Raw genomic sequence first — 22,075 nt, 5'->3', positions numbered from 1 at the left:
TTTTAGAGCTGCTACTAGCCATCCAATTCTGCACATTCAAGATGTTGTAACTAAGCGGATGTATTGTTTGGCTTTGATCAATGTTGCTGCCCTGCTATGTTGGATGTCGGCTTGAAACAAAAAAGGTTCCTATTTAGGAGCCTTTTTTTGTTTGTACTCATATAATCAAGGCGTTGATTAATCAAAGAGGTATTAGGTTGTGAACGACGAAGATGAAACGTCTTTGTTTGCTCAAGAAGTAGCGGGTATTAAGCCACTTAAAAAAAGCGAAGTGTACCTTGCTAAGAAAGGTCCGCGAGTGGACTTTGAGGTTCGTCAAAAGTCGGCATTAATCGCGAAAGAAGCGGATAAAAATCATTTATCGCAAGACTACATTGAAAAAGTAGAGCCAAATGATGTTCTGGAATACAAGCGTTCTGGTGTTCAAGATGGCGTGTTCAAGCGCCTTCGGCAAGGTAAGTACGGTATTGAATCACGCTTAGACTTACATCGACATACCGTGGCCCAAGCGCGTGAACAGGTGTATCAATTTGTGGATGACTGTATGCGCCATGATATTCGTGTGGCGATTATAGTGCATGGAAAGGGCGATCGAACGCCAGAACCAGAAAATCAGGCTATGATTAAAAGCTATATAAATAAATGGCTTAGAGATCTAGACGTGGTGATGGCTTTTCACAGTGCGCAGCGACACCATGGTGGTCTAGGCGCCGTTTATGTTTTGTTCAAAAAAACAGAAAAAGCCCGTTTGGAAGATTGGGAAAAGCACCAAAAACGCTAGTGTTATGTTGTGCCTAAAAAGGAAGCGTTCACGTTAGTTCGTGCAGTAAATAGCATATTTTTGCTATAATTTCGCCACTTTGCTGTCTTGAATGTATCCAAGCAGCCCCAAAACATTGTAATTATCGTATTCACAATCCTATCGAGGTAGAGAATGGCAAACCGCACCGCGCACCATCCTGCATTTACATTTCTTCGCAGTGAGTTTATCGACGCTCTTAACGTTACCGTTCAAGAGTTTGAGCACACTATAACGGGTGCTAAGCATTTTCATATCGCATCAGAGAATGATGAAAACGTTTTTTTGGTCGGTTTAAAAACCGTTCCAACCGACTCTTGTGGTGTGGCACATATTCTTGAGCACACCGTATTGTGTGGCTCTGAACGTTTTCCAGTGCGTGATCCTTTCTTTATGATGATTCGACGTTCGTTGAATACCTTTATGAATGCTTTTACGTCTTCAGATTGGACGGCTTATCCGTTTGCGAGTAAGAATAAGAAAGATTTCCATAACCTACTGGGCGTGTATTTGGATGCGGTGTTCTTTTCTCGTTTAGATGAACTGGATTTTTCTCAAGAAGGACATCGCTTAGAGTTTGCTGAACCTGACAATGCTGAGTCGGATTTGACTTTCAAAGGGGTTGTTTTTAATGAAATGAAAGGCGCAATGAGTTCGACGACGTCTGTCTTGTGGCAAACTTTGACCAAATACTTGTTCCCGAATAATACGTATCATTTTAATTCCGGTGGCGAGCCAACGGATATTCCAGATTTATCTTATCAGGATTTGTTGACATTTTACCGTACGCATTATCATCCTTCTAATGCGGTGTTTATGACGTTTGGTGATATTCCAGCGGAGATCTTGCAAGCCGAATTTGAAGATAAAGTTTTAAGCCGATTTGAACGCTTAGAGACGCAAGTGAGTGTGCCGAATGCCAAGCGTTATTTCTCTCCGGTTCGTGTCGAAGAAGGTTATGCTGCAGATGAGGTGAAAGAAGATGGCAGTCATGTGGTGGTTGGTTGGTTGCTGGGTGAAAGTACCGACTTAAACCAGCAATTCGAAGCGCAACTACTTTCGAGTGTATTGTTGGATAACAGTGCTTCGCCTTTGCTTCGGGTATTAGAAAATAGTGATCTTGGTCGTGCGCCGTCACCATTATGTGGCCTTGAAGACAGCAATAAAGAAATGAGCTTTATGTGTGGCTTAGAAGGTGTGAAACGTGATGATGCGGAAAAAGTCGAGGCATTGATCTTAACTACGCTGGAAGACATCGCAAAAAATGGTGTGCCGCAAGAATCGGTAGACGCCATGTTACATCAATTGGAATTGAGTCAACGTGAAGTGGGTGGTGGTAGCTATCCATATGGGTTGCAGCTGATCTTGGCTGGGTTGTCGACCGCTGTGCACGATGGTGATGTTATTGCTCAACTGGATTTAGATCCGGTTATCGATGCCATGCGCGAAAAAGTGCGTGATACACAATACATTCCAAACCTTATTGAAACCTTATTATTGTCAAACGCACATCGTGTATCGATCACATTGAGTCCTGATGATGCATTAGAAGCACGTCGAAATCAGGCTGAAACGGATCGGCTAAGCAAAATTAAAGCGGCGTTGTCTGATGAAGATAAAGCTAAGATTGTAGCTCGCAGTGCCGCGTTAAAAGCGCGTCAATCGCAAGTTGATGATATGAGTATTTTACCAAAAGTGGGCTTGGAAGATGTCCCTGCTCGTTTGCCTGAATACGAAAATGAAAAAGTATCAGGTGATTTACCAATTACATTTTACCCTCAAGGCACCAATGGTTTGGTATACCAGCAATTGGTAATAGATTTACCGGAACTGAATGAAGAGGAAATAGAGTATTTGCCTTTATTTTCTTCGATGATGACAGAATTAGGTATTGGTGAAGAAGACTATTTAATCGTTCAAGAGCGTCAGGCTCTGGTTTGTGGTGGTTTGGGTGCTTCCAATTCCATTCGTGCCACCATTGAAGACCGACAAGCGTTAAATGGTTATTTTATTTTGTCATCTAAAGCGTTAGTGCCAAATGTCAGAGCCATGAGTGAATTGCTTAAAGACACCATGCTAAATGTTCGTTTTGATGAAGTAAGTCGAGTCAAAGAGCTGGTTGCTCAACGTCGTGCTCGCCGTGAGCAATCTATCACAGGACAAGGTCACTCTCTGGCGATGACTGCGGCAGCGAGTGCGCTTTCTGGGTTAGCGGCGCAACAAGAAAAATGGGGCGGAATGTCCGGTATTCGTGCGGCAATTGCCTTAGATGATTCCATGAAAGCCGATGGCAGCGCCGTTGATCGTGTGTTGGCAGTATTTAAGCGCTTACATGCTAAATTATTGCTGGCGAATAAACAGCTTCTCTTGGTAGCTGAACCGCAGCACGAGGCGAGTATATTGAGCGATGTTCAGGCTGTTTTCGCAGACTTGCCAATTGGCAGTGAAGTGACGAAATTTTCATTAGTGCCTGTGGATTCTAAAGTGAATATTGCTTGGTTAACATCTACTCAGGTAAGCTTTTGCAGTAAAGCGTTTCGCACTGCATGTGGGGATCATCCTGATGTTGCAGCGTTGACTGTATTGGGTGGTTTTTTGCGTAATGGCTTTTTGCATCGAGTGATTCGAGAGCAAGGTGGTGCTTACGGTGGTGGTGCGAGTTTTGATGGTAGTACGGGTGCTTTTCGCTTTTACTCTTATCGTGACCCGCGTTTGACTGAAACCCTGTCGGACTTTGATGCTTCGATTGAGTGGATGCAGAATGAGGCGCACACAGAAGAAGCGCTTGAAGAGGCTATTCTTGGTGTAATTGGCTCTATGGACAAACCTGGATCACCTGCTGGTGAAGCGCAAAGCGACTTTTATGTCCATCTACATGGTCGTAGTTTGGCGTATCGAGAAGCGTTTCGTGCCAAAATTTTAGCCGTGACTATTGCTCAATTGAAGCAAGTGGCTAAGACGTATTTAACCAAAGAGAATGAAAATACTGCCGTGGTAACATCCACGTCAAAACGTGCAGAATTAGAAGCATTAGGGTTTGATATTCAGACCCTATAATTTGGCATTTTTATAACAATAAACAAAACAGTTTTTACTGACGGAAAATTAAATGGATCAGTTTCACGATATACGCCCCTATAACGACGATGAGGTCGCCGAGGTGCTGCATAATTTGGTTGAAACACCAGACTTTGTTAATACTATTATTGGCTTTCGATTTGCCCAATGGCCCACGTTTTTAAGAGGACCATTGGCATTTGGTGTTAAGTTTTTTCTAAAACGCCAAATTTCCAAAATTACGAATGTTCATGAATTTCAGACAATTGTTGCGAACTACATGGAGCGGATGATCAAAACCACCACCTCTAATGTGGAATATCGGGGCATTGAAAAGCTCGATAAAAGCACAGGCTACTTGTTCTTATCAAATCATAGGGACATCGCGATGGACCCTGCTTTCGTGAACTATGGATTGTATTTAGCGGGTTTAAATACAGTGCGCATTGCGATCGGTGACAACCTGTTACGTCGTCCTTTTGTGTCGGATCTTATGCGGTTGAATAAGAGCTTTATTGTGAAGCGCTCTGCCAATGGCATTCGTGAAATGATGGCGGCTTTTGGGCAGCTTTCGGGCTATATCACTCATTCTTTAATGCAGGATCAATGCAATATTTGGATTGCTCAAAAAGAAGGACGAGCAAAAGATGGCCTTGATCAAACGGACCCTGCGATCATCAAAATGTTTTACATGAGTCAGAAGAAAGAGAAAAAACCGTTTGCTGATGCCATGGCAAATTTGAAAATAGTGCCTGTTTCTATTTCTTATGAATACGATCCGTGTGCCTTTGATAAGGCGAATGAGTTGCATCAAAAATCGACCACAGGCAATTATGAAAAAGCAGAATTTGAAGACATAGACAGTATTAAAAACGGAATAGTCGGCCAGAAAGGTAAGGTTGTTGTGACGTTCGGTGATGTCATTAAAGATGGTTTTGAAACGCCAGAAGAATTTGTTGCCGAAGTGGATCGTCAAATTATCACGCATTATGCGATTCAATCTACGCATGAAGCGGCTTTAGCGTTGCAAAAAGGAGAGCCTTCAACAGACAGTGCATTCTCAAGTTATCTTGAACGTTGCCCAGAAAACCTTAGAGAAACCGTGTTGGCAATGTATGCCAATCCATTAAAGCAGCAGCAAAAATATTTGAATAAGTAGCCGTGGGGGGCGTTGGTCAATGAGCATTGTAGAGTCATTAAGGTCGTGGATCGGCTCAATCATCTTTTTTGTTTATTATGCGTTCTCAACTATTTTGTTTGGTGCGCTTGCGCCTTTCGCAACCGTGTTGTTGCCCAAAAATTATCGCCAACCGGTATTAAACATACACAACAAAGGTTTGTTGTTCGTCTTTCGTGTTGTGTGTGGGGTGAAAGTTGAGATTATTGGGCTTGAGCATATTAATAAAAATCGTCCATTTGTGCTGGTGGCAAATCATCAAAGCGAATGGGAGACGTATGTATTGCAGGTGCTGATGGCGCCAATTTCTACGGTGTTAAAAAAAGAGTTGTTGGCTGTGCCTTTCTTTGGGTGGGGGTTGCGTATGGTTCAACCGATTGCGATTGATCGGTCTCAGCGAACCAACGCGCTCAAGCAGATTATTAGTCAGGGTAAAGAGCGTTTAGAAGATGGACGTTCTGTTTTGATTTTTCCTGAAGGCACCAGAATAGCGCCGAATGAAGAGCAAGCCTTTAATAAAGGCGCGGCGATGTTAGCGACGTCTGCTAATGTGCCAATATTACCTGTTGTGCACAATGCTGGTTACGTTTGGCCTGGTAAGCGGTGGCGTAAGTTTCCGGGTTCGATTCGTGTTGTTATCGGCCCTATTATTGAATCTGAAGGGAAAAAAACATCTCAGCTGCACGACGAAATGGATGTTTGGATGCGTACTGAGATGGCCAAACTTCCAAAAGGAAATGATTTTCTTTTTTAGATTAAAAGATTACAGAGTCAGGTTTAAAAGCATAAAAAAAGCCGCATCAATGAATGCGGCTTTTTTGTGAGCTTAAATTTCTATGCTTGGTATTTTTTGAATACTAAGCTGGCGTTCGTACCACCAAAACCAAAGCTGTTAGACATAACCAGATTTAGGTCTGCATTGTCTTTACGAGTCATCACAACAGGAATGTTGCCAGCTGCTGGATCAAGGTTATCTATGTTTGCAGAAGCTGCGATGAATTTGTTCTCCATCATTAGCAAACAATAAATAGCTTCATGAACGCCTGCCGCACCAAGAGAATGACCTGACAAGGATTTAGTGGAGCTAATCAATGGGATTTTGTCACCAAATGTTTCGTTAACCGCTTGAAGCTCTTTCATGTCGCCAGCAGGAGTACTTGTACCATGAGTATTGATGTAGTCAATATCACCATCAATTGTGCTCATTGCCATCTGCATACAACGTACTGCGCCTTCACCAGATGGTGCTACCATGTCGTAGCCATCAGACGTTGCGCCATAACCTACCAACTCTGCGTAGATTTTCGCGCCACGTGCTTTAGCGTGTTCAAGCTCTTCAATAACGAGCATGCCGCCACCGCCAGCGATAACAAAACCATCACGGTTTGCATCGTATGCGCGAGACGCTTTTTCTGGTGTTTCGTTATATTTAGAAGATAGAGCGCCCATAGCGTCAAACATACAAGTCTGAGCCCAGCTTTCTTCTTCGCCGCCGCCAGCAAAGACAATGTCTTGCTTGCCAAGTTGGATTAATTCCATGGCATTACCAATACAGTGGGCACTGGTCGAACAGGCAGAAGTGATTGAATAGTTAACCCCTTTGATTTTAAAAGGTGTCGCTAAACAAGCTGAAACCGTACTTCCCATTGTCTGAGTGACACGGTATGGACCGACGCGTTTAACGCCTTTTTCGCGTAATGTATCGGCAGAGTCAACTAGGTTTTGAGCAGATGCACCGCCAGAACCAGCCACTAAGCCTGTACGTACGTTAGATACTTGGTCTTCTGACAGGCCTGAATCTATAATCGCTTGTTGCATAGATACATAAGCATAAGTCGCAGCATCAGCCATAAAGCGGCGAATCTTACGATCAATATTACTTGCATCTAAGTCAATACGACCACAAACATGGCTACGAAAACCGTATTCTTTGTAATCTTCAGCGAAACGAATGCCAGATTGGCCTTCGCGCAAGGAATTCAGAACGCTCTCTTTGTCATTACCTAGGCAACTGACAATACCAAGACCTGTTACTACTACACGACGCATAAATGTGCCTCTTTCATTCTTAATCTTTAGAAGTTATCAGTTGAAGTGAATAAGCCTACACGCAAATCTTTTGCTGTGTAAATTTCACGTCCATCAACGGATACGCTTCCATCTGCAATACCCATAACCAACTTGCGTTCAATGACGCGCTTAAGTTGAATATGGAAAGTGACTTTTTTGGCGGTTGGCAGGATTTGGCCTGTAAATTTCACTTCGCCGGAACCAAGTGCGCGACCGCGACCTTTATTGCCTTTCCAGCCTAGAAAAAATCCGACTAGCTGCCACATAGCGTCTAAGCCAAGGCAACCAGGCATAACTGGATCGCCAGGGAAGTGACATGCAAAGAACCAAAGATCAGGGTTTATGTCTAGTTCAGCAATAATTTCGCCTTTGCCATGTTCCCCGCCATCAGTCGAGATATGTGTTATGCGATCCATCATTAGCATATTGCCGACAGGAAGTTGGGCATTGCCTGCACCAAACATTTCTCCGTGGCCGCATTTTAATAGTTCGTCTTTTTCAAAAGATGAAGCTGTAGTCATTATAGTCCTATATCCACATCCAACCGATGACTCAAAATGGTCAGGTGGATTCATGTGGTCCAGTTTGCAGTATAAAATCTAGCTGATTATATCGGTTTGGAACCTTAATATGAATGTTTGAACGGAAAAAAACCGAATTACCTGAATAAAAAATGATCATTATTATGTTAATTCTAGCATTTAGGGAGGATTAGGAGGTTTTGAGCATGTTTGTTATTACCATTTCCGTTTATTTTTTCTGTTAGGATATTTGCTTTGGTAATATCTTACTGGATTGAGAGCGCTTATGAGAGTGAAAAAAAATACAAACCTAGCCGTATGGCAGCATCAAGTAGGCAGTGATCACATTCAGGGATACCTGAGTCAGATTGAGAAAAATCAGCCAACCATTCATTTTCTTCATGGTAATGGTTTTTCAGTAAAGACATACCAGCGTTTTTTGGAAAAACTCGATGGCTATAATTTAATCATGCAAGATGCGGCTGGCCATGGTGAATCAACGTCTGGTGAGCGATTTGTCGGTTGGAATATGACGGCCTCTCGTTTTACTGAGTCATTGAATGTACAGCGAGCAAGGCTCCCTGACACGGAACTGATTGGCCTTGGACACAGTTTTGGTGGTTGTATGACGGCTTTGATGAGTGAGAAGACTCCTTCTCTTTTTGATCGTCTGGTTTTGTTGGATCCCGCACTCTTTCCTCCTCGACTATTGTGGATGATGCGAGGTGTAAAACTAACGGGCTTGAAAAGTCAGATACCCTTGGTAAGGCAAGCTCGTCGGCGTCGTACTCAATGGGAGAGTTTCTCTCAGGTAAAAAACAGTTTTTATGAAAGGGGAACGTTTAAAGGCTGGGAGGATGCTTGCCTAGACGATTATATTAGCTCATCGATTAAGCGAGATGAAAAAGGGCACTATCAATTGGGGTGCCCACCATGGATGGAAGCCGCAATATTTTCAAGCTATCCAAAAGGACTTTGGAAGGCGATCGCTAATATTTCTGTGCCGACCACTATTATTCAGGGCAAAGACACCTTTGATTACTTTAAAGAGGCTTATCAGCTTGCGGCAAAGCGTAACCCAAATATCCATGTTGTTGAGGTCGAGGGAGGGCATTGTTTTATGCAGCAGCATACTACTATGGCGGCTGACGCTGTGATCAATGTGTTGAAAGGGAGGAAGTAAACCAAACACATTTGATGTGTCTGTGTTTGGTTTTTAATGGGAAGATTAGTTACGGCGCTTTACTGATGCATTTGCTAAGGCAATGAGTGCCGTTTTGTATTCAGAACCTGGTAGCGAAGCGATAACAGTGATCGCTAGATCCGCTTGCTCTTGTGCTTTTTGCTGTGTGTATTCAATCGCACCACAGTTTTGCACGTCATTAATGATGGTTTCTAACTGCTCTAGTCCACCTGTGAGTATGGCTTGTCTTACTCGCTCAACTGCGTCTTTCTCACCGTATTTCATTGTATAGATTAACGGTAAGGTGGGCTTGCCTTCAGCAAGATCATCGCCAACACTTTTGCCCATTTCTTCCGCCGTGCTGGTGTAATCCATGACGTCATCAATGAGCTGGAAGGCGGTGCCAACATACATGCCGTATTGTCGTAACGCTTCTTGAAATTCAGTACTTGCATCTGCTATAACTGCGCCGCAAAGTGCTGCGCCTTCAAACAGTTTGGCTGTTTTGTACTGAATAACCTTTAGGTAGCTTTCTTCTGATGTGTCTGGGTCGCCGCAGTTTATGAGTTGCTGAACTTCGCCCTCAGCAATAATATTGGTGGTTTTTGCTAAAATACTCATGCATCGCATGCTGCCAACATCGACCATGATTTGAAAGGCGCGAGAATACAGGAAGTCGCCAACCAAGACGCTCGGTGCATTGCCCCATTCTTCATTAGCGGTTTTTTTGCCACGGCGCATGTCGGATTCATCGACAACATCATCGTGCAGCAAGGTCGAAGTATGAATGAACTCTATAATCGTTGCCATCTGAATGGCTTGATTAAGTTTGGTTGTATCTAGTTCTGCGCTGGCTCTTGCCGCCAATAATACCAATAGTGGCCGCAGTCGCTTTCCACCATTGCTAATGATGTAGTAGCCGATCTGTTCTATTAAAGGGATGTCACTACTAAGTTGTGACACAATATACTCGTTCACTTGGCCAAATTCATTGGCCACAACGTCATGTATTTGTATAGGTTGCATGCAATTTCCGAAGCTAAATAGTCTCACGCTGATCAGTAAGTGTGCCTCATGCTAGGTAAGGCTTGTGTCAGGGTCAACCTAAAATGCGAAAAATGTATAAAGACATTGCTTTTAGCTTGTATTGAGTGGTGTGATTTTGTACAATCTCGCGTCCGATTTATCCACATTTTGCTCCCTATCATATGGTTAGTAATTTTTGTCCAACTAGGCCAGAAACTTATTGCCACTAGACGTAGGTCAAATTCAATTTCAGTAGCCGGATAAATCTTATTGGAGATAAACATGTTTGCAGTGATCAAAACTGGCGGTAAGCAATACCGTGTAGAAGAAGGCCAAACCCTTAAAGTTGAGAAATTAGCTATTGAAGAAGGTGGCGTGTTTCAATTCGACGACATTCTTCTTGTATGCAATGGCGACGACATTAAAGTTGGTGCACCAGTTGTAGAAGGCGCTAAAGTAACGGCTGAGGTTGTTGCTCATGGTCGCGGAGACAAAGTGAAAATTTTGAAATTCCGTCGTCGTAAGCATTCTATGAAGCGTATGGGTCATCGTCAGTGGTTCACGGAAGTGAAAATAACTGGTATTAACTAAGCGCTAACTATTCAAATTTAAGGAGTAAGTCATGGCTCATAAAAAGGCGGGTGGTAGTACTCGTAACGGTCGCGATTCCGAGTCGAAACGATTAGGTGTCAAACGTTTTGGTGGTCAAGTTGTGATCCCGGGTAACATTCTTGTTCGTCAGCGTGGTACTCAGTTCCACCCTGGTGTTGGTGTTCAAATTGGTAAAGATCACACTTTGTTCGCTGTTGTTGAAGGCCAAGTGAAGTTTGAAGTGAAAGGTAAGTTGAAGCGTCGTACAGTTTCTGTCGTAGCTGCTTAATCACTTACTAAAAACTTAAAAAAAGCTCCGCGACGCGGGGCTTTTTTTTTGGAAGAATTCTATAATCAAAGTTTGTTGATTCTGATAATCCACCGAAGAGGTGTATCTGTGAAATTTGTTGATGAAGCCGGTATCTATGTAAGAGCGGGTAAGGGCGGTAATGGTTGTTTGAGCTTTTGGCGCGAAAAATATGTTGCTAAAGGCGGTCCTGACGGTGGTGATGGCGGTAATGGCGGCAGCGTTGTGCTGGTGGCCGATGAAGCCTTAAACACTCTGATCGATTTTCGTTTTACGAAAAAATACATTGCTGAGAGTGGAGAGACGGGTCAAGGCCAAGACATGACGGGCTCGAAAGGGCCGGATCTTGAGATTAAAGTGCCTGTTGGAACGACCGTAATCGATGACGATACGGGCGAGACGCTTGGGGATCTTGTTCGTGACGGTCAAACGTTAAAAGTGGCTCAAGGCGGTCATCATGGTTTGGGGAATACTCGATTTAAATCAAGTACTAACCGTGCGCCAAGACAGACGACGAAAGGTACGGTAGGTGAAGAGCGTACATTGAAGCTAGAGATGAAAGTCTTGGCGGATGTGGGTTTGCTGGGTTTGCCTAATGCAGGCAAGTCTACTTTTATTCGAGCGGTTTCTTCTGCTAAGCCTAAAGTGGCCGATTACCCTTTTACTACCTTGGTACCTAACCTTGGTGTGGTGAAAGTGAAAAAACATCAGAGCTTTGTTGTGGCTGATATTCCCGGAATTATTGAAGGGGCGTCGGAAGGTGCGGGTCTTGGTATTCGATTTTTGAAGCACTTGGTGCGTAACCGTATCTTGCTGCACATTGTCGATTTGGCGCCTTGGGACGAAATTACTCCAGCGGAAGCGGCTGTGATTGCCGTCAATGAATTGCATCAGTTTAGCCCTGCTTTGGCAGAGCGTGATCGTTGGTTGGTATTGAATAAAACCGATATGGTGCCAGAAGACGAATTGGAAGCGCGCTGTAAAAGTGTGACGGATGCGTTGGGCTGGGAAGGTAAGGCTTACCGAATTTCTGCAATTTCTGGTGAAGGGACGGAGGTTCTTTGTCTGGACCTGATGACGGCGTTGGATGAGCAGCGAGAGTTGTTGGCTGAGAGTGCTGAGGCGCGTGAAAAAGAGAAAGCGATACGTACGTTGATCGATGAAGAGGGTCGGAATCGTATTATGTCATTGCGTGAGAAGCGTCGTAAGGCTGGTAAACCGCTGGACGATGATGACTTTGATGAAGACGATTACGATGTTGAAGTGGAATACGTTAGCTAATCTGTTTGGTGGGAAGCGGTAGTATCATGGAAATGCGAGAAAAAATTGCTAAGGCGAAGCGTATCGTCGTTAAGATAGGCAGTGCTTTATTGACGAACGATGGTCAAGGGTTGGATGTTGCCCGAATTGGTCTTTGGGTTGCTCAAATTGCTCAGTTGCGAGCGCAAGGGAAGGAAGTTGTCTTAGTCTCTTCTGGTTCTATTGCTGCTGGCATGAAGCGCCTTGGTTTTTCTTCTCGCCCCACACAGATAAACGAGCTGCAGGCTGCTGCTGCTGTTGGTCAGATGAAGTTAGTCGGCGTCTATGAGTCACATTTTGAAAAACATGGCTTGTGCACGGCGCAAATTCTACTGACACATGATGATCTATCTAATCGTCGACGTTATTTAAACGCTCGCTCTTCATTGAGAACGCTGCTTGGTTTCGGTGTTGTGCCTATTATTAATGAAAACGATACGGTTGTAACCGATGAAATTCGTTTTGGTGACAATGATACGCTGGGGGCCCTGGTGGCCAATTTAGTCGAAGCGGATGTGTTAATTATTTTGACAGATCAGCAGGGTTTATTTGATAAAAACCCACGTGATCATAAAGATGCAACATTGATATCTTATATTTCAGCATCGGATGACCGTTTAGAGTCCATGGCGAGTGGTGGTTCAGGCGTTTTAGGTAGCGGTGGCATGCTGACCAAGGTGCGTGCGGCTCGCCTTGCTGCGCGTTCAGGGGCTGATACTTTGATAGCCTCAGGTCGTGAAGAAAATGTCATTGTTCGAGCTGCGGCTGGTGAGTTGTTAGGGTCTTGGTTGCAGCCGGAGTGCGGTCGAGTCGCTGCGCGTAAGCAGTGGTTGGCGGGTCATCTAAAGAGTCGTGGTGCTTTGATCTTGGATGACGGAGCAGTAAAGGCGTTGCGAAAAGAAGGAACGAGCTTATTAGCTGTTGGTGTCAAAGATGCCCAGGGCACTTTTTCTCGCGGAGACATGGTTATTTGTGTTGATGAGCGAGGTGATTTAGTTGCTCGTGGTTTGGTGAATTACAGTGTCGATGAAACGCTTAAGTTGCTTGGTAAGGCGTCGTCTAGTATTGGTGATATTTTGGGTTACAAGGGTGAGCCAGAATTAATTCATCGCGATGATTTGGTTATTATTTAAAGGTTGGCGTTATCATGGCAAAGCCGGGAAAGGTGGGTTTAGGTCGAGTATTGAGTGCTTTGAAGTATTCATCACAGGGATTGCAGGCGCAGTGGAGGCACGAAGCAGCTTTTCGTCAAGAAGTGTGTTTGTTTTTGATTTCTTTGCCCTTTGCTATCTGGTTTGGCGATAGTGGGCTGGAGCGAGCGTTGCTTATTTTTTCCGTTGGCATGGTTTTGATTGTTGAAACTCTGAATTCAAGTGTTGAGGCGGTTGTTGATAGAATTAGTCATGAGCATCATGAGCTTTCCGGGCGAGCAAAAGATTTAGGTTCTGCTGCTGTTATGCTGACGTTGTTTTTTGCGGCGGTTGTGTGGTTAGTAATTCTATTTAGCTAGTTTTTAGGTTGCAGTACGATGAAAAGATATAAAAAAACCGGCATGTGCCGGTTTTTTTATAGGTATTAGGCCAGTGCTTTGATTTTAGCACTCAAGCGACTCTTATGACGAGCTGCTTTGTTTTTATGATATAGGCCTTTATCAGCGGCTTTGTCTAGCTTTGAGGTTGCTAGAACGTAAGCTGCTTGTGCGTCAGCTTGATTGCCTGCTTCGATAGCCGCATCTACTTTTTTCAAGTATGTACGAACCATTGAACGAAGGCTACCATTGTGAGCGCGGCTTTTAACAGCTTGGCGCGCGCGTTTTTTTGAACCGGCGGAATTTGCCACGGTCTGGCTCCTTTAATTTTTGGAATAAGAAATGACTCAGCACTCTGCTGCGTCATGAAATTAATGTCAAGTTTAAACTTTAAAATCTCGCGGCGGATTTTACCAGTTTTTAGCGTTGCCACAACCCTATTATACAAATATTAGGGAAATGAGTTTATATATTTGGCTGCGTTACGGTATCTGCAGGTGTTATTCTTGGGCGATATTTTTATTGGGTGCGTCATGGGATTGTATGTCTGAAATAAATACCTCATCTGGTAAAGAGCGTAAGTCTTTGTCTTTATTGCGTTCTGGTGTCTTGGTTTCTATTTGTACCTTTCTTTCTCGTATCTTGGGTTTGGTGAGAGACGCCGCTTTGGCTTATGTTTTAGGGGCGAGTGGCAGCGCAGATGCGTTTTATGTGGCGTTTAAAATCCCTAATTTTTTTCGACGATTGTTTGCAGAAGGTGCTTTTGCTCAAGCCTTTGTTCCTGTTTTAAGTGATTACCGTGTTAATGAAACGAAAGCCGAGATTCGTGCTTTAGTGGCAGCGGTGTCAGGCTCGCTTGCGTTAGTGTTGTTGTTTGTGACTGTGCTGTTTATGTTATGTGCTCCTTGGGTGGTGTATGTGTTTGCTCCGGGCTTTTCTGTTGGTTCTGAACAGTCGGCTTTAACGGCTGAGTTGCTGACGATTACATTCCCCTATTTGTTGTTCATTTCATTAACGGCGTTGGCTGGTGGTATTTTAAATGCTCATGGAGAATATGCAGTCCCCGCAATTACGCCTATTTTTTTGAATATCTCTCTTATCATTGCCACCTTGTTTTTTGCTCGTTCGGCGGCTCAGGCGGAAACTGCCGTCGCTTGGGGTGTGTTTTTTGCGGGTTTGATTCAGCTGCTGTTTCAAGTGCCGTTTTTGGCGAAGCTTCAATTGTTGCCAATGCCAAGGTTGGGTTTTCGCCACCCCGGCGTTAAGCGTATTTTGCTTTTGATGGGCCCAGCGCTATTTGGCGTGTCGGTCAGTCAAATTAATTTGTTACTGGATACAGTGTTAGCGTCTTTTCTACAAACTGGCAGTATCACGTGGTTGTATTTGTCGGATCGATTGTATGAACTGCCCTTGGGCATTTTTGCAATCGCAATCAGTACGGTCATTTTGCCTTCTTTGTCGCGTAGTTTTTCTGGGGGTGAGTCGGCAAAGTTTTCTGATACATTGGATTGGGCGCTGCGTATTTTATTATTAATTGCTATTCCGTCGTCTCTTGCTCTTTTTATGTTGGCTGAACCTTTGATTGCAACCATTTTTTACCGAGGAGAGTTGACAGTAAATGATGTGCAGATGGCTGCGCGGAGTTTGCAGGCGTATTCGCTAGGGTTAGTGTTTATGATGCTGATTAAGGTCTTGGCGCCAGGGTATTATGCAAGACAAGATACTAGAACGCCTGTGCGCATCGGAATTATTGCGATGGTGTCTAATATGGTTCTCAACTTAATTTTAGTTTGGCCGTTGGGACATGTTGGGCTGGCTCTCGCGACAAGTTTGTCGGCAGGCTTGAATGCCTTTTTGCTTTGGCAGGGGCTATATAAGAAACAATATCATGTGTTTTCTGATCAGTGGCGTCGTTTGTTGCGTATCGTGTTGAGTGCAACGTTTGCGTTGGGTGCTTGCTTATATCTGTTTTTACAGCAGGGTTGGCAATGGACGCAAATGGACGATTTGTATCGAGTCGGCTGTACTTTGATGGTAGTTGTTTGCGGTGTGTTTGTGTATTGCGTGGTTGCGGTCGCAGCGGGGTTACGTCCTTCTATTTTGAAGCATTAGGTATTTTTAGTGCGTTTTTTATTTTGAAGTGTGGTTTGCACTGCTTGTGCAAGTTCTGGCCTACCTTCATCTTGCTAACTGCTATATAATCGCAGTTATTTTTTGACGCTGGATTTAATTGTTTTGTACGGGGTTCTATGGAGTTAATTCGCGGTATTCATAATATCCGTTCAAAGCATAAAGAGTGTGTGCTGACGATTGGCAATTTTGATGGTGTCCATTTAGGGCACAGTGCTATTTTGGCGCGCGTCAAAGCCTTGGCAAAGCAGTATGATTCACCTGCGGGGATTATGATTTTTGAGCCCCAACCAAGAGAGTTTTTTGCGCCTGAAACGGCGCCCGGCCGCATTGGGCGTTTGCGTGATAAAGTCCGGTTGCTGGAAGGTCAGGGAATAGATTATGTGCTCTGTATGCCATTTAACCCTAAGTTGCAGCAATTAACGGCTCAGGCATTTTGTCAGCAAGTTTTGTTGGATGGGCTGTCTGTAAAGCACTTGGTGGTTGGTGATGATTTTCGTTTTGGCTGTGATCGACAAGGTGACTTTGATTACTTGCAAGAGTTTGGTGGAGGGCATGGTTTTGATGTTGAGAATACACCATCAGTGATGAATGCTCTTGGTGAGCGAGTCAGCAGTACGTTGGTTAGGCATGCACTAGAGTGTGGGGATATATTGGCTGCTCAGGTGAATATGGGGCACTTGGTGATGTTAAGTGGTCGCGTTATTCATGGGCAGCAGCTTGGTCGTAAATTGGGATTTCCTACGGCGAACGTTCACCTTAAAGGTATTAAACCTGCGCTTTCTGGTGTTTATGCTGTGATGTTTACGGTGAATGGTGTCTCCCATAATGGGGTGGCAAATATTGGTGTGCGTCCGACTGTTGAGGGTAAGACGCCAATATTAGAGGTGCATTTGTTCGATTTTAATGGCGATCTGTACGATCAATACGTGCAGGTGACTTTCTGTCATTTTATTCGGGCAGAGCGAAAAATGACCAGCTTAGATGCGCTGGAAAAACAAATTCAATGTGATAAAGAAGACGCGCTGCGTTTCTTTGTCCAATCAGTGAACTGATGATCTTTGAGGATAATTCGATAAACCATGAGTGATTATAAACCGACACTGAATTTGCCAAACACTGATTTCCCTATGCGTGGAGATCTGGCAAAACGTGAACCTGCAATGCTTAAGCGTTGGCAGGATATGGATCTGTACCAAAAAGTACGTGATGTAAGCAAAGGCCGAAAAACATTTATTCTTCATGACGGCCCTCCGTACGCAAATGGCAGTATTCACATCGGTCATGCCGTTAATAAAATCCTCAAAGATATTATTGTTAAGTCAAAAACCGTTAGCGGCTTTGATGCACCTTATATTCCCGGTTGGGATTGCCATGGTTTACCAATCGAGCACAAGGTCGAGCAGCTTATTGGCAAGGCCGGCACGAAAGTATCTTACAAAGAATTTCGCGCAAAATGCCGTGAATACGCTTATACGCAAATCGAAGAGCAGAAAAAAGATTTTATCCGTTTAGGTATTATGGGCGATTGGAAAAACCCCTACCTGACGATGAATTTTGCAACGGAAGCTAACATTGTTCGTGCGCTGGGCAAAATTGCTGAAAATGGCCATCTCGTAAAAGGCTTCAAGCCAGTTTATTGGAGTGTAGTAGGTGGTTCTGCGTTGGCAGAGGCAGAAGTTGAATATCAAGACAAAACGTCTTTGTCTTTGGATGTGCGTTATGCGCCGAAAGATGAAGCGACTTTATTGGCTAAGTTCTCTGATGTAGAGGGTGAAGGCAAAGTGTCGGTTGTTATTTGGACAACCACACCTTGGACGCTTCCTGCAAGCCAAGCGGTTTCTGTTCATCCTGAGTTTAACTATGCACTTGTTGAAGTGGATATGGGTTTGGGTAAAGAGCGCTTGATCGTTGCAGAAGATATGGTTGAAGGTTTAATGGCCCGTTACGGTGTGTCTGACTTCCGTATTGTGGGTCGCATTGTTGGTGCAGGCCTAAAAGATACTGTTTTGGATCATCCATTCTTGAAACGTGATATTCCCGTTATCTTGGGTGAGCATGTTACGACGGAAGCGGGTACAGGTTGTGTGCATACGGCACCGGATCACGGCGTAGACGATTTCAATGTGGGTCGTGAAAACGGCATCGGTACTATCAATTTAGTGCAGGATAATGGTGTTTACTCTGATGCCGCGGGCGAGTTTGCAGGATTGCACGTTTATAAAGTGGATGGCGCGGTTTTAGAAGCGCTTAACCGCAATGATGCATTAGTGTTTGAATCAAAAATATTCCACAGTTATCCGCATTGTTGGCGTACAAAAACACCGCTTATTTTCCGCGCGACGCCTCAATGGTTTATCAGTATGACCAAAGAAGGTTTATTGGATTCGGCAAAACACGCTGTAGAAGGTGTGAAATGGGTGCCTAACTGGGGGCGAAATCGCATGGAAGGGATGTTGAATAACAGCCCTGACTGGTGTGTGTCTCGTCAACGTACTTGGGGTGTGCCGATTGCGTTGTTTATTAACAAAGAAACACAAGAGCTTCATCCTGAAACGCCTCGTCTAATTGAAGAGGTAGCTAAGCGTATTGAAGTTGAAGGCATTGATGCTTGGTTTGAAATGGAAGCTGAGGAGTTATTGGGTGCGGATGCTGATAAATACAGCAAGGTAACTGATACGTTGGATGTCTGGTTTGATTCAGGTGTAACGCATTATTCGGTTATCGATCAGCGTGAAGAATTAAGCTTTCCTGCCGATTTGTATTTAGAAGGATCAGATCAGCATCGTGGCTGGTTCCAATCTTCTTTGAAAACATCGATCGCAATTCGAGGTGTGCCGCCTTATAAACAGGTATTAACACACGGCTTTACCGTGGATGGCGACGGTCGAAAAATGTCGAAATCGTTGGGTAATGTATTGTCTCCGCAAAAAGTGATGGATACTTTGGGTGCCGATATCATTCGTTTGTGGGTGGCGGCTACTGATTACACGACAGAAATGACAGTTTCTGATGAGATCCTTAAGCGTGTTGCTGATTCGTATCGTCGTATCCGTAATACGGCGCGTTTTATGATGTCGAATCTAAATGGCTTTGATCCAGCTAAAGATCTTGTTCCTGCCAATGAAATGATCGCGCTGGATCGTTGGATTGTGGATCGTGCTGGACTGCTTCAAAAAGAATTAGATACGGCTTACAACGAATACCAATTCCATGCAGTGAATCAAAAAATTCAGAATTTTTGCTCTGTGGATCTAGGTGGTTTTTATCTAGATGTTATTAAAGACCGTCAGTACACCACGCAAGCAGACAGTTTGGCGCGTCGATCTGCACAAACCGCTTTGTATCATGTAATGGAGGCTTTCACACGTTGGATTGCACCGATTTTGAGCTTTACTGCGGATGAAATTTGGCAAGCGCTTCCAGGCGAACGTAGCGAGTCTGTATTCTTATCGACTTGGTATGAAGGGCTTGAAGAGCTGTCCGGTGATGAGCTGATGGGCCGCGAATTTTGGAAACATGTATTAGAAACAAAAGTGGCGACAAATAAGGTGTTAGAGGCGGCGCGTAGCGAAGGCAAGATGAAGGCCAGCTTAAGCGCTGAAATTACCCTTTATTGTGATGCAACTTTGCAGGCGACGTTGAATGCATTGGGCGAGGAACTGCGTTTTGTGCTGATTGCTTCAGAAGTTAACGTTTTGCCTTTGTCTGAAGCGGACGATGTGGCGGTGGCGACGGACCTTGATGGGCTTAAAGTGCGCGTTGAGTTGAGTAAGAATACTAAGTGTGTTCGCTGTTGGCATCACCGTGAAGAAGTGGGTCTGCGTGAGGCTCATCCTGAATTATGCGATCGCTGTATTTCTAACTTACCAGACGGAGAAGGTGAGCAACGCCTTTTCGCTTAATGACGATTCTTATTATGTGGAAACGAGTTCAGCGCTGGTGGGCGCTGGCTCTCATTCTATTCATTGTGGATTGGGTGACGAAACAAGCAATTGAATCCAATTTGTTTTATGGGCAAGAAATCCCTGTATTGCCATTTTTTGATTTAACGCTCAGATACAACACGGGAGCTGCGTTTAGCTTTCTGGCGGAAGCGGGGGGCTGGCAGCGTTGGTTTTTTTCCGTGATCGCATTGGCGGTTGTGATTGGTATTAGTTGGCGTCTTATTAGAATCGCTAATACGAATCGCCTCGAGTCACTCGCTTTGAGTTTTGTTCTAGGTGGTGCTATTGGGAATTTATATGACCGATTGATGTATGGTCATGTTGTCGATTTTCTTCAGCTCCATTGGCAGCAGTTGTGGTATTTCCCCGCATTTAATGTTGCAGACAGTGCGATTACTATCGGTGTTGTTTTAATGTTGCTAGAAAGTGTGGTGGCAAAGAAGCAAGAGGAGGCAAAAGAATGAACTTAGTTAAAAAAAGTAGCCGAGTAACGCTGCATTTTGAATTGTCCCTTGAAGATGGCCAAATAGTTGACTCTAACTTCGCACAAATGCCGGCCAGTTTTGTATTTGGTGATGGAAGCTTATTGCCTGATTTTGAATTGGCTCTTTTGGGTATGTCGGTGGGTCAAGAGGCGTCTTATATTATGTCTCCAGAAAAAGCATTTGGTGCTCATAATATCAGTAACCTCCAGTGTATGCCTCGCTCTCAGTTTGCTATGGACTTAGAGGAAGGTATGGTGGTTTCTTTTGCTGATATGAAAAAAAACGAACTTCCTGGCGTAATAGCAGAAATTGAAGACAAGGAGGTGGTGGTTGATTTTAATCATCCCTTAGCTGGACGCTCACTCACGTTTAGAGTGCAGATAGTTGCTATCGAGGAGGCTACATGAGTTTTGCTATTCAACTTGCCAACCCTCGTGGCTTTTGTGCTGGTGTGGATAGAGCGATCGATATTGTGAATAGGTGCTTAGATTTATTCGAGGCTCCTATCTACGTTCGTCATGAAGTGGTACACAATAAGTTTGTAGTCGAGTCATTAAAAGCACGTGGTGCGGTGTTTGTTGATGAGTTGGATCAAGTGCCAGATGATAATATAGTTATCTTCAGTGCACATGGTGTTTCAAAAGCGGTTCGAGATGAAGCGACAGATCGTGGTTTAAAGGTATTTGATGCAACCTGTCCATTGGTTACAAAAGTGCATTTGGAAGTACTGCGCTATTCTCGCGATGGTATGGAATGTATTTTAATTGGTCATGATGGGCACCCCGAAGTTGAAGGGACAATGGGGCAGTATGATAGTCGTCAAGGTGGTGCTATTTATTTAGTAGAGCACCCTGATGATGTAGCTGGCCTTCCTGTGAAGAATCCAGAGCGCCTTGCTTTTGTGACACAAACTACCTTGTCTATGGATGACACCTCTGTGGTGATTGATACGTTGCGTCAACATTACCCAATGATACGTGGACCTAAAAAAGATGATATTTGTTATGCAACGCAAAATCGTCAAGACGCAGTTAAAACTTTAGCTAAAGAATCGCACTTAGTTTTGGTTGTTGGTTCTGTTAACAGTTCTAACTCAACTCGTCTAAAAGAGCTTGCTGAGCGTATGGGGGCGAAAGCTTTCCTTATTGATAATGCGAGCGAAATTGATACTGCTTGGTTGCAGGGTGTTGCTAGTGTAGGTGTAACGGCTGGCGCGTCGGCTCCAGAGGTGCTGGTCAATGAGGTGATTGCTCGTCTTGTAGCTGAAGGTGGAAGTGTTCCTCAAGAGTTGAAAGGGCGTGAAGAAAATGTCTCTTTCTCCATGCCTAAAGAGCTTCGTATTATAGAGCTTTAATCAGATAAAAAATTTTTTGATATTTATTTAAATAATTATCAAAAAAGGGTTGCACAATATCTGTAGATCCTTAATATACGCCCTCGCTGACACGGACAACGCTTCACAACAACGAAGACGATGTTCAGGTTAACTTCTTAATAGAAGGTGGCTTATTTTAAGTTGGCACGCTCTTTAAAATAGATAATCAGATAATTTGTGTGGGCGCTCGCTAGAGGCTTCAGAAGATCATCGCAGACCGGTTTTACCGAGATGTAGTTGATCAAAAAAATTGAAGTCTTACGAGAGTCTACACGGCAATCGCTTTATGTTGATTTGTTGTTCTTCGGGATGACGAATCGATTAAGTTATAGTTAGTGTAATAAGATTTGAGTGAGCAAACTTTTAACTGAAGAGTTTGATCATGGCTCAGATTGAACGCTGGCGGCAGGCTTAACACATGCAAGTCGAGCGGTAACAGGGGAGCTTGCTCCTGCTGACGAGCGGCGGACGGGTGAGTAACGCGTAGGAATCTGCCTAGTAGAGGGGGACAACATGTGGAAACGCATGCTAATACCGCATACGCCCTGAGGGGGAAAGGAGGGGACTCTTCGGAGCCTTC

General features: G+C 44.1%; 20 protein-coding genes and 1 rRNA gene (1 of these 21 running past the window's edge). 17 read left to right on the top strand and 4 right to left on the bottom strand.

Annotated features, from left to right (window positions below):
* The first annotated feature begins 199 nt into the window (after window positions 1-199).
* From smrA to M3I01_RS16290, 4 genes are all read left to right on the top strand, one after another.
* Window positions 200-781: a DNA endonuclease SmrA gene (gene smrA, locus M3I01_RS16305; RefSeq protein WP_255896981.1), complete on the top strand. Its 582-nt coding sequence runs from the start codon at window positions 200-202 to the stop codon at window positions 779-781.
* 153 nt (window positions 782-934) lie between these two features.
* The gene (locus M3I01_RS16300) at window positions 935-3,856 is read left to right on the top strand and encodes an insulinase family protein (protein ID WP_255896980.1); all 2,922 of its coding nucleotides are present in this window, start codon (window positions 935-937) and stop codon (window positions 3,854-3,856) included.
* A gap of 52 nt (window positions 3,857-3,908) precedes the next feature.
* Window positions 3,909-5,015 carry a 1-acyl-sn-glycerol-3-phosphate acyltransferase gene (locus M3I01_RS16295; protein WP_255896979.1) on the top strand — a complete coding sequence of 369 codons (1,107 nt, stop codon included), beginning with the start codon at window positions 3,909-3,911 and terminating at the stop codon, window positions 5,013-5,015.
* 19 nt (window positions 5,016-5,034) lie between these two features.
* On the top strand, window positions 5,035-5,787 hold the full coding sequence (locus M3I01_RS16290; RefSeq protein WP_275565195.1) for a lysophospholipid acyltransferase family protein: 753 nt from the start codon (window positions 5,035-5,037) through the stop codon (window positions 5,785-5,787).
* 80 nt (window positions 5,788-5,867) lie between these two features.
* Here the strand turns inward: M3I01_RS16290 and fabB are convergent, their stop codons facing one another.
* Together fabB and fabA are read right to left on the bottom strand one after the other, a co-directional pair.
* Window positions 5,868-7,082 carry a beta-ketoacyl-ACP synthase I gene (gene fabB, locus M3I01_RS16285; RefSeq protein WP_255896977.1) on the bottom strand — a complete coding sequence of 405 codons (1,215 nt, stop codon included), beginning with the start codon at window positions 7,080-7,082 and terminating at the stop codon, window positions 5,868-5,870.
* Window positions 7,083-7,108: 26 nt separating this feature from the next.
* Window positions 7,109-7,624, bottom strand: coding sequence for a bifunctional 3-hydroxydecanoyl-ACP dehydratase/trans-2-decenoyl-ACP isomerase (gene fabA, locus M3I01_RS16280; RefSeq protein WP_112135118.1), 516 nt, complete (start codon window positions 7,622-7,624; stop codon window positions 7,109-7,111).
* 286 nt (window positions 7,625-7,910) lie between these two features.
* Here fabA and M3I01_RS16275 point away from each other — a divergent pair, with 286 nt between their 5' ends.
* Window positions 7,911-8,807, top strand: coding sequence for an alpha/beta fold hydrolase (locus tag M3I01_RS16275; protein ID WP_255896975.1), 897 nt, complete (start codon window positions 7,911-7,913; stop codon window positions 8,805-8,807).
* Window positions 8,808-8,852: 45 nt separating this feature from the next.
* Here the strand turns inward: M3I01_RS16275 and M3I01_RS16270 are convergent, their stop codons facing one another.
* Window positions 8,853-9,833, bottom strand: coding sequence for a polyprenyl synthetase family protein (locus tag M3I01_RS16270; protein ID WP_255896974.1), 981 nt, complete (start codon window positions 9,831-9,833; stop codon window positions 8,853-8,855).
* A 282-nt stretch (window positions 9,834-10,115) separates the two neighbouring features.
* Here M3I01_RS16270 and rplU point away from each other — a divergent pair, with 282 nt between their 5' ends.
* From rplU to M3I01_RS16245, 5 genes are all read left to right on the top strand, one after another.
* Entirely contained in the window at window positions 10,116-10,424 is a 309-nt protein-coding gene (gene rplU / locus M3I01_RS16265) for a 50S ribosomal protein L21 (RefSeq protein WP_112135112.1), read from the top strand.
* 31 nt (window positions 10,425-10,455) lie between these two features.
* Window positions 10,456-10,713, top strand: coding sequence for a 50S ribosomal protein L27 (gene rpmA / locus M3I01_RS16260; RefSeq protein ID WP_012071897.1), 258 nt, complete (start codon window positions 10,456-10,458; stop codon window positions 10,711-10,713).
* A gap of 108 nt (window positions 10,714-10,821) precedes the next feature.
* Window positions 10,822-12,012 (top strand): Obg family GTPase CgtA, encoded by a 1,191-nt coding sequence (gene cgtA, locus M3I01_RS16255; RefSeq protein ID WP_255896972.1) that lies wholly within the window; start codon window positions 10,822-10,824, stop codon window positions 12,010-12,012.
* 26 nt (window positions 12,013-12,038) lie between these two features.
* A complete protein-coding gene (gene proB, locus M3I01_RS16250) occupies window positions 12,039-13,163 on the top strand; it encodes a glutamate 5-kinase (protein WP_255896971.1) in 1,125 nt (374 codons plus the stop codon).
* A 14-nt stretch (window positions 13,164-13,177) separates the two neighbouring features.
* A complete protein-coding gene (locus tag M3I01_RS16245) occupies window positions 13,178-13,540 on the top strand; it encodes a diacylglycerol kinase (RefSeq protein WP_275565194.1) in 363 nt (120 codons plus the stop codon).
* A 65-nt stretch (window positions 13,541-13,605) separates the two neighbouring features.
* On the opposite strand, the gene rpsT is transcribed toward M3I01_RS16245, so the two are convergent.
* The gene (rpsT, locus tag M3I01_RS16240; protein WP_012071893.1) at window positions 13,606-13,869 is read right to left on the bottom strand and encodes a 30S ribosomal protein S20; all 264 of its coding nucleotides are present in this window, start codon (window positions 13,867-13,869) and stop codon (window positions 13,606-13,608) included.
* A 232-nt stretch (window positions 13,870-14,101) separates the two neighbouring features.
* Between rpsT and murJ the strand changes: the two genes are divergently transcribed.
* The 7 genes from murJ to M3I01_RS16205 all read left to right on the top strand — a co-directional run.
* On the top strand, window positions 14,102-15,670 hold the full coding sequence (murJ, locus tag M3I01_RS16235) for a murein biosynthesis integral membrane protein MurJ (RefSeq protein WP_255896968.1): 1,569 nt from the start codon (window positions 14,102-14,104) through the stop codon (window positions 15,668-15,670).
* Between the two features lie 137 nt (window positions 15,671-15,807).
* A complete protein-coding gene (ribF, locus tag M3I01_RS16230) occupies window positions 15,808-16,743 on the top strand; it encodes a bifunctional riboflavin kinase/FAD synthetase (protein ID WP_255896967.1) in 936 nt (311 codons plus the stop codon).
* Between the two features lie 27 nt (window positions 16,744-16,770).
* Window positions 16,771-19,593, top strand: coding sequence for an isoleucine--tRNA ligase (gene ileS, locus M3I01_RS16225; protein WP_255896966.1), 2,823 nt, complete (start codon window positions 16,771-16,773; stop codon window positions 19,591-19,593).
* A 14-nt stretch (window positions 19,594-19,607) separates the two neighbouring features.
* Entirely contained in the window at window positions 19,608-20,099 is a 492-nt protein-coding gene (gene lspA, locus M3I01_RS16220; protein WP_394358986.1) for a signal peptidase II, read from the top strand.
* The gene (locus tag M3I01_RS16215) at window positions 20,096-20,527 is read left to right on the top strand and encodes an FKBP-type peptidyl-prolyl cis-trans isomerase (RefSeq protein ID WP_255896964.1); all 432 of its coding nucleotides are present in this window, start codon (window positions 20,096-20,098) and stop codon (window positions 20,525-20,527) included. The genes lspA and M3I01_RS16215 overlap by 4 nt, the downstream gene beginning before the upstream one ends.
* A complete protein-coding gene (ispH, locus tag M3I01_RS16210; RefSeq protein ID WP_255896963.1) occupies window positions 20,524-21,474 on the top strand; it encodes a 4-hydroxy-3-methylbut-2-enyl diphosphate reductase in 951 nt (316 codons plus the stop codon). The genes M3I01_RS16215 and ispH overlap by 4 nt, the downstream gene beginning before the upstream one ends.
* A 385-nt stretch (window positions 21,475-21,859) precedes the next feature.
* Window positions 21,860-22,075, top strand: a 16S ribosomal RNA gene (locus tag M3I01_RS16205); it runs 1,324 nt beyond the window's last position.

Origin of the sequence: Marinomonas maritima (assembly GCF_024435075.2) — a bacterium.
Lineage (GTDB): Bacteria > Pseudomonadota > Gammaproteobacteria > Pseudomonadales > Marinomonadaceae > Marinomonas > Marinomonas maritima.
This window is presented reverse-complemented; position numbering and strand designations above follow the sequence as displayed.